Source organism: Jannaschia pagri (assembly GCF_019655435.1).
Classification (GTDB): Bacteria; Pseudomonadota; Alphaproteobacteria; order Rhodobacterales; family Rhodobacteraceae; genus Jannaschia; species Jannaschia pagri.
In genome coordinates, this window is record NZ_BPFH01000001.1 from 86,437 (window position 1) to 98,225 (window position 11,789).

The window sequence follows — 11,789 nt, forward strand, 5'->3', positions numbered from 1 at the left end:
CGCCTTCGCGGGCGCCCTGTCCACACCGCTCAAACCAGAGGCGTCAGTTGGCCTGCGGCCTGCGAAGCCGCTCAAGGTCGGCCACCATATCCTCGGCCAGGGCTACGGCATCAACGCCAGCCCGCTCAGACGCGGCTCGCAACCCCGTGACATCGGATTGATACCGCCGCGCAAGCCGGTCTGGATCATAGGAGGCGTCAATGTCCCCGGACGCTTGTGCTGCCGCAAAGAGGGCCGCGAACCGGGCTTCCATCTGGGACAATAGCGCATCGGACCGCGTCGCAAGCACGCCACCGCGCCCGCCCACTTCCAACAGAGTTTTCACCGCCATGCAGGCCTTTCCCTGCCCCGGCGGGCACGCGGCAAGCCCACGAAGATGCGCGATCAGCGCGTCCAGCGGCCCATGGGTCTCGACCAATTCGGCCAGAACCGCCGCGCCGTCCTCTGCGTATCGCTCTAGGGCGAGGGCAAACAGCGCCTCCTTGGACCCAAAGGCCGCATAGAAACTGCCTGGGCGCATATCCAGCGCACGCTCCAGATCCTTCATGGAGGTCCCAGCCCAGCCTTGGGCCCAAAACAGGTCCCGCGCTCGGTCGATGAGGGCATCTCGGTCATAGGAAGGCGGTCTGGGCATGGCATCACGGATACTTGAACGATTACTCAATTATATTCTTGAACGATCATTCAAGCAAGCGTAACTCAACATCATCTGCACACAGGAGCTATCCCATGACCGATTTCCCATCCCATGATCTGACCACGGCGCCAGAGGCCTCGAAACCACTGCTCGAAGCGTCGAAAGCTGCCTTTGGCCGCCTACCAGGCCTGCACAAAGTCCTGTCCGAAAGCCCCCAGGCGCTGGAAGGCTACCAAGCTTTGCACAAGCTGTTCATGCAAACCGACTTCAACGCCGACGAGCAAACGGTGGTCTGGCAGACGATCAACGTCGAACACGCCTGCCACTACTGCGTGCCTGGGCACACGGCGATTGCGAAGATGATGAAGGTCGATGACGCGATCACCGAAGCGCTCCGCAATGAAACGCCGCTGCCGACGGCGAAGCTAGAAGCCCTCCGCACCTTCACGCTTCACATGGTGCGGAAGCGTGGCGAGGTCAGCGAAGACGATATGGCGGCTTTCTTTGACGCAGGCTACGACCATCGCGCCGTGCTGAATGTCATCCTGGGCCTCGCCCAGAAGGTCATGTCCAACTACACCAACCACGTCGCCCAGACCCCCGTGGATGAGCCGATGCAGAAATTCGCCTGGACCAAGGCCGTCGCCGCGGCCTGACAGCAGACACAAAAACGGGGCGCCACATGTGGGCGCCCCGCTCTATCTTCGGGCGGGGATTTCCCCGCCTTTTCTGTGGGCTTAGCCGACCAATTCGAGGCCCGAGAAGAAGAACGCGATTTCTTCGGCAGCCGTCTCCGGCGCGTCCGACCCGTGGACAGAGTTCTCGCCAATCGACAGCGCAAATTCCTTACGGATGGTGCCCTCGGCGGCATCGGCCGGGTTGGTGGCGCCCATCACTTCGCGGTTCTTGGCGATGGCGTTCTCACCTTCCAGAACCTGCACGACGATCGGCTCGGAGATCATGAACTCACACAACTCGTCAAAGAAGGGACGGTCTTTGTGCACGCCGTAGAAGGTCTGCGCCTGGGCCAGGGTCAGCTGGATCCGCTTCGAGGCAACGATCCGCAGACCAGCCTCTTCGAACTTGGCTGCGATCTGACCAGTCAGGTTGCGCTTGGTGGCATCGGGTTTGATGATGGAAAAGGTGCGTTCCAGGGCCATTTCGGTCTCCAAATCAGAGGTCAATTTGGCCGGCCCATAGCATCGGGCCTAGGCGATGAAAAGCCGCGTCGGTGGGCCATCGTCCGCCTGAGCAGGCGCGGCTTGGTTGCGATACCGGCCATGCGGTCTCCGAGCCGCCGCGAATGTCACTTCACTCAGGCACTGCGGATGTCGAAGCCGCATCCGATGGATGGATCTTGGCGGCGAGGCTGACGACGCCCTGTCTGGGCGCAGAGCTGCTGCGGGCACTGAACCGTCCCGCGGAAGACTGATTGTTGATTGACTGCGCTTGCAAAGCCCCGCGCCCATCGGGGGCACTGGTCCACGCAAGACGCCGCAGAGCACCGTGTACTGATCAAGCGGACCACTGCACACTCCACCTCCAAACTACATCAATTCACCTCACGACGCCCCTTACGGCCCTTGCAGGGGAACAAACGTGCAATTGGCAACAGCGCCAGGTTCCTAATTCCAACCGAAGCACTGCTCCGAAGTCTAGCGACTAACTTGGCCACCGTGCCAAATGCCATATCCAAAAGGCCTGACAGCAACTTCCATCGCCATTTGAGCCAATCCATTCCGTCTAAAGCGGCCATCCCCGCCCGCCTGGAACTGGTACTCTTCTCATCATCAATTGGGGCCAACAGGGTCTTAGCGGTCGGAGCGGCAAACTTCAGCCGAGGCGAAGCCCTTTTCTACCCGAGAACAAGACCGATGATGCCGCGACAGGTTTAGAAACGAGACGAACGGCCACCGTTATGGGCAGCTCGCGAGTGCTTGGGGCCTGACCAATTCCTCTATCGGTGAGCTTCCATCTGCACCGAAAAGACCCCAACCACAGCGGTGAAGACATCCCTTGGGCCTGGGACGTTCGTTTCCCCGCGCCAGCACCCAACGCGCCGCGCCAATGCTCGGAATGGCATAAGCTTCCCCGCTTGGACCGGGATGCGCGTACGACGCTTCACAGCTTCCTCGGGAGCAAGACACCTCTACGGGTCAGTACACAGACCAACCGCGACGCCGGGCGACATACCACAACTCCACTCATCGCGCACCACGCCCCAGAAACACGAACCAGCGCGATAGTCACCGATTGACACCGTTGCGCCAGCGCCCCAAGGCGGAGCCATGCTACAGATCACAGACCTGTCCTACTCCGTCGCCGGGCGCCCGCTGCTGGTCGAGGCAAGCGCGACAATCCCCGAAGGCCATAAAGTCGGCCTTGTCGGGCGGAACGGGACCGGCAAATCGACGCTTTTTCGCCTGATCCGAGGCGAAATCCCACTCGATGCCGGAGAGATCTCTCTCCCGTCCCGTGCGCGGATCGGCGGCGTCGCACAGGAGGTGCCGTCCTCAGAGGTCAGCGTTCTCGACACGGTCCTTGCGGCCGATACGGAGCGCGCAGCCCTTATGGAGGAGGCCGAGCGCGCCACGGATCCGACCCGGATCGCCGACATCCAAACGCGTCTACAAGATATCGACGCGTGGTCCGGTGAGGCGCGTGCCTCCTCGATCTTGCGGGGTCTCGGGTTCGAAGTCGACGAACAAGCGCGCCCCTGTTCGGCCTATTCCGGCGGCTGGCGGATGCGCGTGGCCTTGGCGGGTGTGTTGTTCTCACAACCCGATCTTCTGCTGTTGGACGAACCGACCAACTACCTCGACCTCGAAGGGGCACTTTGGCTGGAGCAATACCTGGTCAAATACCCCCATACGGTCATCATTATCAGTCACGACCGGGCGCTGTTGAACCGGTCGGTGGGTGGGATCCTGCACCTCGAAGACAAGGGCCTCACCTACTATACCGGGACCTATGACCAATTCGTTAAGGCCCGTGCGGAAAAGCGCGCAGGTCAAGCGGCATTGGCGGCGAAGCAAGCGGCTCAGCGGGCCCATTTGCAAGCCTTCGTGGACCGCTTTAAGGCTAAGGCCAGTAAGGCGAAACAGGCGCAAAGCCGCGTGAAGATGCTGGAGCGGATGGAGACGATCACGCCGCCCGAAGACGCGGCGCGCGTGGTGTTCACCTTTCCGGAACCAGCACAACTCAGCCCACCGATCCTGCGTCTGGACGCGGCGTCCACTGGGTATGAGCAAAAGACGGTGCTCCAACGCCTAAGTGTTCGAATTGATCAAGATGATCGCATCGCTCTGCTTGGTCGAAACGGTGAGGGTAAATCCACCCTTTCCAAACTCTTGTCCGACAAGCTTAACACATTTGATGGACGCCGGGTTTCGTCTGGAAAGTTGAAAATCGGCTACTTTGCACAGCACCAAGTTGATGAACTCCACGTGGACGAAACGCCCCTGGACCACATCCGGCGAGAGCGGCCGGACGAAGCTCCGCCAAAGCTGCGCGCGCGCCTTGCGAGCTTCGGTCTCGGGGTCGATCAAGCGGACACCTTGGTGGGCAGCTTATCGGGGGGGCAGAAGGCGAGATTATCCTTGCTTTTGGCCACCTTAGATGCGCCGCACCTGCTGATCCTCGACGAGCCAACCAACCACTTGGATATCGAGAGCCGCGAGGCGCTGGTGCAGGCCCTGACCACATACAACGGCGCGGTCGTTTTGGTGAGCCATGACATGCACCTGTTGAGCTTGGTCGCGGATCGGCTGTGGCTGGTCAAAGACGGGACGGTCCAACCCTACGACGGAGATCTGGAGAGCTATCGCGCCTTCCTGCTACAAGGTGAAGATCGACCGACAAAGCCCCAGAAGAAAACGAAAAAACAGCCCGTCAGTCGCGACAAAATCCTGGAGCTTCGGGCCGAAGTTCGCAAAGCCGAAGCGCGGGTGCAGAAGATCGAAGAGATGCGTGAGAAGCTGTCGAAGAAGCTGGCGGACCCCGCGCTCTATGAAGATGCGCGGGTCGGCGAGTTGGAGACGTGGAACAAGAAATACGCGGAGGTCATGGAGGCCTCTGACCGGGCTGAGGCGATCTGGGTGAAGGCGATGGAGACGCTCGAAAAGGCGGAAAGCACCGGTTGAAATTCAGGTATGACCCGAGGGTGACGGAGAGATGATCCACGTATGACGTTCGCCGAGGCCGCCATCGCGTTCACCGCGCTCTTTGTCGTGATCGACCCCATCGGCCTGACGCCCATTTTCGTGGCCATGACCGCAGGGATGACACCCCGCGAACGGCGCGCCATTGCCCTGCGCGCCTGCCTGATCGGCGGCGGCATCTTGGTCGTCTTCGCCGTCGCAGGCGAAGCCGTTTTGACCTTCCTCGGCATTTCGATGCCCGCCTTTCGGATCGCGGGCGGGCTGCTGCTGTTTCTCACCGCGCTAGAGATGCTGTTCGAAAAGCGGCAGCCCCGACGGGAAGGCCGCAAGGAAGAGCCGACCTCGGACCCGTCGGTCTTTCCCCTCGCCCTACCGCTGATCGCAGGCCCTGGCGCCATTGCGACGATGATATTGCTGACCGATGGCGCCTCGACCATCGGTGCGGCGCAGGCCATCGGGGTTATGTTGACGGTCATCGCGGTGGTCTGGATCTTTTTCCAACTGGCCACCCCGTTGGAGCGGTTGCTGAAGCCGACGGGGATCAATGTGGTGACGCGCCTCTTGGGGATGCTGTTGGCTGCGCTGTCGGTGCAATTCGTTTTGGACGGTCTGGCCGACCTGTCTTGGTAGCCGAGGCTTGGCGGGCGACCGACCGGCCCCTATGTCCTGGGCATGGATACTGACAGCCTCATGCAACTCATCTACCTCGGGATCCTTCTGACGGTCATCGGCGGGTCGTTCCTCTTGTCGACGCGCCTCAAGCTCAGCCAGATGGCCCAACAGGCCGCGATTTGGTTCTTTATCTTCGTGGGCGTTGTCGCGGTCTATGGCCTGTGGGACGACATCTCGGGGACCGTGGCGCCGCGACAGACGGTGATGGCCGATGGAAACGGGATCGTTGTGGACGTGCCGCGTCGCCGGGACGGTCACTATCATATCGTGCTCGGCGTCAACGGTGTGGATGTGCCCTTCATCGTGGACACAGGCGCGACCGACCTCGTGTTGACGCAGCAGGATGCGGAGCGGGCTGGGATCGACCCAGACGACCTGCGGTTTTTCGGGCGGGCGCAGACAGCCAACGGCACCGTTGAAACGGCAGCGATCCGATTGGATGAGGTGACGCTTGGCGAAATCGTGGATCGGAATGTCCCCGCCGTCGTCAATGGCGGGGAGATGCGCCAAAGCCTGCTGGGCATGTCCTACCTGCAGGAATTCGGACGCATCGAGATCGAAAACAACCAATTGCGGCTGATCCGGTGAGCTTGGACATCCGTCGAGCGGAGGGGCTATCGGCGGAGGCGTTGCGGCTGGGTATGGTTGCGGGCTTCGAAGGGTACGCGGTGCCCATGGCCCCGACTGCGGAACAATTCGCCTTTATGATGGGACAACGCGGGATGGTGCCCGATGCCTCTTGGGTGGCCGTTGAAGGCGACGTGGTCCGAGCGGTCTGGCTCGTGTCCATCCGGGAGGGGCGCGGATATCTGATCGCCAGCGGAACCGCCGCCGAATGGCGCGGCAACGGCATCGCGCGGCGCATGGGCGAGGCCTCGATTGCAGATTTGGCTGCGCGCGGCGTTGGCACCTACTGGACCGAGGTCCTGCACGGCAACAACGCGGCCCGTGCACTCTATGATCGGTTGGGGTTCACCACAGCGCGGGAGTTTTCCTGGTACGACCTGACGCCCTCGGGGGACGGTCTTGGGGAGATATGCGCTTGGGGCGACGTGGTGGCCGAGGCCGCCGCCTGCCGCGATTGGGAGCCGTCCTGGCAGAACAGTGATGCCTCGCTTGCTGCGGTATCCGACGGGATCACGGTGGTTCAACTGCGGGATGCGCGGGGGCTGGTTGGATATGCGGCGATGGTCACCGCGTCCGGCACTGTGGCCCAGATCGCTGTGCGGGAAGACGCGCGCCGGCGCGGGGTCGCACGGGGGCTTCTGGCGCGGCTTGGAGCGCTGTCGCCAAAGGGGGCGCTGCGTCTGGCCAACGTGCAGTCCGACGATGCCGGATTTGCAGCAGCCGCCGCCGCGCTCGGCGCAGTGCCGGACCTGGGCCAGACGGAGTTGCGCAGGACGCTCTAGCTGCGCTACCCCTTCGCCTGTCAGGTGCCCTCAACGGGGGAGAATCGGGAAGCCGGGGGAGATCCGGCGCGGGCCCGCCGCTGTGACGGGGACGAGACGGCAAACCACTGGAGCAATCCGGGAAGGGCCGACCCTCGGGTGATCCGAAGCCAGAAGACCGGCCTGACCAGATGGCTTCCCCCGTATGGACGGCGGGGCGTGGCGGTGATCTGTCAAAGGAGGGTGCAGCCCGTGCCCGACCCGTCCCCCTGCGCGCCCGTGAGCGCGCGTGTTTTCAGCGAAGCGGAGCGCCAGGCGCTCTATGATGTCATCGCGCACCGACGGGATGTGCGAAACGAGTTTCTGCCCGACCCCATTGCGCCCGACGTCTTGCGGCGCATCCTGCATGCGGCCCACGCGGCGCCCTCGGTCGGGCTGTCGCAGCCCTGGCGGTTCTTGCTGATCCGCGATGCGGCGCGACGGGCACAGGTGCGGGCGGCGTTCCAGCGGGCCAACGACGAGGCAGCGACGCAGTTCGGGGCGCGGCAGTCGGCCTATGGCGCCTTGAAGCTGGAGGGGATCGACAAAGCCCCGCTCAACATCTGCGTGACCTGCAGCCGCCCCGAGGGGCCTGTGCTGGGCGCGACCCATAACCCCAAGATGCTCCCCTACTCCACGGTGTGCGCGGTGCAAAACCTATGGCTGGCCGCGCGGGCCGAGGGGGTCGGCGTCGGCTGGGTGAGCATTTACCATGATACGGAGTTGCGGACGATTCTGGGCTTGCCGGAGGAGGTCGAGATCGTGGCTTACCTCTGCCTGGGCTATGTCGATGCCTTGTTTGACCGGCCAGAGTTGGCCCTGCGCGGCTGGAAGGAGGAGGCATCGCTGGATGCTGTCTTGATGGACGAGGTCTGGCAGGACTAACCCCCAGCGCGCGACAGCCCAGCAGGGCAACCGGACCACCCGAGGCAACGGCCCCGGGGGATCACTTGATCGCATGACCGACTTACAGGACGTCCGCCGCCACACGTTCAATGCTGTAAATCGCTTCGGCGAAATCGCCGTTGCCACCAAACATGCCAAGATCCATGGACAGCAGCACGCCACCCACATCCGGGTCCGCCGAATAGATCGCGTGCTGTTGCAGATCCTGGTTCAAGACGTCGGGGTGCGCGTGGGTCAACACCCCTGGTAGGATTTCCCCGTCTATCGCCGCGAAGATGTAGTTTCGGTCCTCAAGGTCCGCGGGGTCTCCGTTCAGGCCGACAAAGTCGAAACTGTCCATTTGCGCCTGGGTCAGCTCCTCTCCGTTGTCTTGGCGGAACAGGAAGAGGCCAAGCTGGTGCCCTTCTTCCACATCGTTCACGCGGGGATCGGGCGGGATACGCGGCTCCCCGCGATCATTGACTGTGATCTTGGGCTGAACCTCCGGCGACAAAATGCGGACGTCCAGGATTTGGCCCTCCGGCGTGATCTCGTAGACGCCCAAGGCGGTGTCGCTCGGCGGCTCAGAGTTCGAGCTGAGTCGAATGCGGAAATCCGTATTGCCATCGCCGGTCAGGAAGGCGTCGACAATCGGGGTGGCGTCAAATCGAGCGGGGTTTTCGACAGGCATGCCGGAAATCGGCCCATCCGCGAGGCGCACGTAGCCCACGGCTGTGCCTGCGTCGGTGACAGCGGTCACGAAGGCACCCCTAAGGCCCCGGACAGGCCCGCCGATGTCGATACTACCATCGCTGATGCCGTCGCCGTCCAGGTCAAAGATGACCTCTCCCAGGTCCCGATCCAGGCTGATTTGGTCCGGGGTAAGGGATACGCCCTCAACGAACAACATATCGTCCCAGGTGGCCCCGATCAGGCGATCCCCGAACAGGTCTTCGGGCGTGCCGATGATGACCATTTCGCCCTGGCCCAAGGCCATGGTATCGGCCCCTAACCCAGGTCGGATCGTATCGGCGCCACCGCTTCGCGTGAAAAAGTCGGCCTCGTCGGTGCCGACAAGCTCATCTGCCCCCTGCGTGCCGTTGATCAAACCGGGGGTCGGGACGGCGACAACACCGTCGGGGCCAAACTCAAAGGCAGGGACGGGCAGGTCGGGCAAAGCCCGCAACAGGTCCCCTTGGTTGGAGGCCTCAAGCTCCACGAAGAAAGCGCCATCGCCGACGGTGAACCCGATGCGGGCCGTATCTGTGTCCGCCTCGCCGATCCCGTAGGTCCATTGGATGTCTTCGTAGCGGAGTTCCACCCGGAAGGCGCCGTCCGAGCCGGGCACCGCTGTCAGCCGGATTTGAAAGGCATTGGTCTCTCCGCGCGTGACCTCGGTATAGGGGCGCACATCGTCCCAGGTAACCGTGAAGGCCCCCGCCTGCGGATCCAGATCGTACCAGATCTGGTTCGTGCCCCGGGACGTGCCGCCGGGCGACACGCCTACGGCCTCGCGGCTGACGTCGATATCGGTCCAGAAGGGATACAATCCAGCCACGTCGAGCGTGCGAATATCCCTGGGGTTGTATTCAGTGAAAGAGGCGTCAAACGTGAGGTTGCCATTGCTGTTGATGAAAATGGTCTCATACCGGCGACCAAAGAAGTCGAGCCCGTTTGGGAAAACGGACGTTAGGTCAATCGGACCGCTCGAGTCGTCGTCCCCGCCGGGTCCGCGTTGTTCGCCGAAGCCGACGGGGCCACCTAAAGTATTAATCAAATCCATTGGGTTATCCTGAATAACGAGCGTAAGACGTGGCGCTTACGCCACCAGAGGACCCAAAGGCGCATTCAGGGGCAAGGGCTAAGCCCCTTTTTGGCAGCGGACTGGGATACGGTGCTACTCTAGGTGCCGTGCGGGCTCTCACCGTGGCGATGCCCGGACGCGTCAGGCGATGTTCTTGGTCGCCTTCTCTTCCCATTTGCCCGATTCCTCGGACCAATAACGCGCGCCGACGCCTGCCCCGGTCAAGGTGGTCCATTGGCTGCGCGCGCGGGCCAGGGCCTCTCCGTCCAGGCCGTCGAACAGGATACAGGCGCGGGCCAGGGGCGCGACCTCTGCCGCCGTGATCTCGGCCCCATCTACGGACATGACGCAGTGGGGGTCATTGGCGGCTTGGTCCGGCGTCAGCAGGATCGGCTGCCGGGCGTCATAGTCGCCGCCCGCCACCCCGTGGGGCAAAAAGCTGTCCGGCGGGCCGAGCCACAGCTTTTCGTCCAGCCACGCAATCCGAGCCGGATCGCCACAGCGCACGGCCACGCGCCATCCCTGGGACAGGCATCGCGGCAGGAGCGCACCGAGGGTATCCACCACCGACCGGCGGGTCAGGTGGTAGAAATAGACGTCACCCATCGGCGGCGTCTGGCTTGGCCTCGTAGGTGTCGCGGACCAGCCGGTCCAAGGCACGCACGCCCCAGCCGGTGGCCCCATCGGGCGACAGCGCCGTGCCACCCTTGACGGAGGCGACGCCCGCGATGTCCAGGTGCATCCAGGGTGTGCCCTCCTTAACGAAGCGTTGGAGGAATTGGGCCGCGGTGATCGACCCGGCGGGACGCCCGCCGACGTTCTTCATATCGGCCACGCGGGACTTGAGCTGTTTGTCGTAGGCCTTGCCCAGGGGCATGCGCCAAGCGCCCTCTTCCTCGGCGGCGGCGGCCTTGAGGAAGGCTCCGGCAAGGGTGTCGTCGTTGGAGAAGACGCCTGCGTTCTCATGGCCCAGACCGATGATGATCGCGCCGGTCAAGGTCGCCAGGTCGACCATGCCCACCGGCTCAAACCGCTCCTGCGCATACCACATGATATCGCAGAGGACGAGGCGGCCCTCGGCGTCGGTGTTGATGATCTCGACCGTGTCCCCCTTCATGGAGGCGACGACGTCACCGGGGCGAATGGCATTGCCATCGGGCATGTTCTCCACCAGGCCGACGATGCCCACGACATTTGCCTTTGCCTTGCGGCGGGCGAGGGTCAGCATTGCGCCCGCGACGGTGCCCGCGCCGCCCATGTCCATGGTCATATCTTCCATGCCAGCGGCGGGTTTAAGGGAAATGCCCCCGGTGTCGAAGACGACGCCCTTGCCGATCAAGGCAAAGGGGTTTTCATCGCCGCCACCGTTCCAGCGCATGACCACGACCTTGGACGGGCTGACGGAGCCCTGCCCCACAGCCAGCAGCGTGCGCATCCCGAGTTCGGCCAGCTTGTCCTCTTCCAGCACTTCGACCTCAACGCCGTGTTCGCTGAGTGCAGAGAGGCGGTCGGCGAATTCGGTGGTGGTCAGGATGTTGGAGGGCTCATTCACTAGATCGCGGGTGAAGAACACGCCCTCGGCCTGGGCGCTGGCATCGGCATAGGCCGCGCGCGCCTCGTCCGGTTTGGCGCTGAGGACAGTGATCGCGGGCGCTGGCTTGGGCTCGGCGGTCTTGTGGTCTGCGAAGTCATAGCTCCGCAGGACGGCGCCCAGAACCACATCGGACAGCCGCCGAACCGCCCCCGCCAGGATCGTCAGATCGCCCGTGCCCCGTGCCTTGGCGATGCTTGCACCTGCGGCCAAGGCGGCGGACCTGGGGGCGCGGCGCTCCAGCTTGATGACCAAGACGGAGGACACGGCCATGCCGACCGGAAAGCCGATCTTGAGCGCGTCACCCGCAGACAGCGCCTCGAAGGCATCGCCCTCGACCGCCCGTTTCAGGGCGCCTCGGGTCAGGCGGTTGAGACGGCGCGCGCCGGGGTCGAGTGTTCCAGCCTCGGGCACGAAACAGGCGATCACCCCTTCGACACCGGCCAGGGCGTCAAGATCCAGGGGCGCGAAGGTGACGGCGGCGGGCGTGGTCATGGATGAACTCTCCGAAGCGGTTGCGGGCATCTGTGTCGCGCGACCCTAGTGCGCGGTCCCCGGCATTTCCAGACGCCATCGCCGAACGGGGGTTTGCCCTCCGCAGGAACCCGTTTAG

The 11,789-nt window shown here is 63.4% G+C and carries 11 protein-coding genes and 1 riboswitch; of the genes, 6 read left to right on the forward strand and 5 right to left on the reverse strand.

Annotated elements, in window-relative coordinates; all coding sequences use genetic code 11:
• Positions 1-43 precede the first annotated feature (43 nt).
• Positions 44-634, reverse strand: coding sequence for a TetR/AcrR family transcriptional regulator (locus K5R33_RS00405; RefSeq protein ID WP_220746995.1), 591 nt, complete (start codon positions 632-634; stop codon positions 44-46).
• 95 nt (positions 635-729) lie between these two features.
• On the opposite strand from K5R33_RS00405, the gene K5R33_RS00410 reads away from it, so the two are divergent.
• Positions 730-1,293 carry a carboxymuconolactone decarboxylase family protein gene (locus K5R33_RS00410; protein ID WP_220746996.1) on the forward strand — a complete coding sequence of 188 codons (564 nt, stop codon included), beginning with the start codon at positions 730-732 and terminating at the stop codon, positions 1,291-1,293.
• An 81-nt stretch (positions 1,294-1,374) separates the two neighbouring features.
• Here the strand turns inward: K5R33_RS00410 and ndk are convergent, their stop codons facing one another.
• Positions 1,375-1,797 (reverse strand): nucleoside-diphosphate kinase, encoded by a 423-nt coding sequence (gene ndk, locus K5R33_RS00415; RefSeq protein ID WP_220746997.1) that lies wholly within the window; start codon positions 1,795-1,797, stop codon positions 1,375-1,377.
• Positions 1,798-2,925: 1,128 nt separating this feature from the next.
• Here ndk and K5R33_RS00420 point away from each other — a divergent pair.
• The 5 genes from K5R33_RS00420 to bluB all read left to right on the forward strand — a co-directional run bounded on the left by K5R33_RS00420 (position 2,926) and on the right by bluB (position 7,781).
• On the forward strand, positions 2,926-4,779 hold the full coding sequence (locus tag K5R33_RS00420; protein WP_220746998.1) for an ABC-F family ATP-binding cassette domain-containing protein: 1,854 nt from the start codon (positions 2,926-2,928) through the stop codon (positions 4,777-4,779).
• 42 nt (positions 4,780-4,821) lie between these two features.
• Complete coding sequence (locus tag K5R33_RS00425) at positions 4,822-5,427, forward strand: MarC family protein (RefSeq protein WP_220746999.1); 606 nt, start codon at positions 4,822-4,824, stop codon at positions 5,425-5,427.
• 42 nt (positions 5,428-5,469) lie between these two features.
• Positions 5,470-6,057 carry a retropepsin-like aspartic protease family protein gene (locus K5R33_RS00430; RefSeq protein WP_220747000.1) on the forward strand — a complete coding sequence of 196 codons (588 nt, stop codon included), beginning with the start codon at positions 5,470-5,472 and terminating at the stop codon, positions 6,055-6,057.
• Positions 6,054-6,878 carry a GNAT family N-acetyltransferase gene (locus tag K5R33_RS00435; protein ID WP_220747001.1) on the forward strand — a complete coding sequence of 275 codons (825 nt, stop codon included), beginning with the start codon at positions 6,054-6,056 and terminating at the stop codon, positions 6,876-6,878. Before K5R33_RS00430 ends, K5R33_RS00435 begins: the two co-directional genes overlap by 4 nt.
• A gap of 5 nt (positions 6,879-6,883) precedes the next feature.
• A riboswitch (cobalamin riboswitch) is annotated at positions 6,884-7,058 on the forward strand.
• 51 nt (positions 7,059-7,109) lie between these two features.
• Positions 7,110-7,781, forward strand: coding sequence for a 5,6-dimethylbenzimidazole synthase (gene bluB, locus K5R33_RS00440; protein ID WP_220747002.1), 672 nt, complete (start codon positions 7,110-7,112; stop codon positions 7,779-7,781).
• Between the two features lie 82 nt (positions 7,782-7,863).
• On the opposite strand, the gene K5R33_RS00445 is transcribed toward bluB, so the two are convergent.
• From K5R33_RS00445 to K5R33_RS00455, 3 genes are all read right to left on the reverse strand, one after another.
• A complete protein-coding gene (locus tag K5R33_RS00445; RefSeq protein ID WP_220747003.1) occupies positions 7,864-9,564 on the reverse strand; it encodes a nidogen-like domain-containing protein in 1,701 nt (566 codons plus the stop codon).
• Positions 9,565-9,726: 162 nt separating this feature from the next.
• The gene (locus K5R33_RS00450; RefSeq protein WP_220747004.1) at positions 9,727-10,191 is read right to left on the reverse strand and encodes a DNA polymerase III subunit chi; all 465 of its coding nucleotides are present in this window, start codon (positions 10,189-10,191) and stop codon (positions 9,727-9,729) included.
• Positions 10,184-11,671 carry a leucyl aminopeptidase gene (locus K5R33_RS00455; protein ID WP_220747005.1) on the reverse strand — a complete coding sequence of 496 codons (1,488 nt, stop codon included), beginning with the start codon at positions 11,669-11,671 and terminating at the stop codon, positions 10,184-10,186. Before K5R33_RS00455 ends, K5R33_RS00450 begins: the two co-directional genes overlap by 8 nt.
• Between the last annotated feature and the right edge of the window lie 118 nt (positions 11,672-11,789).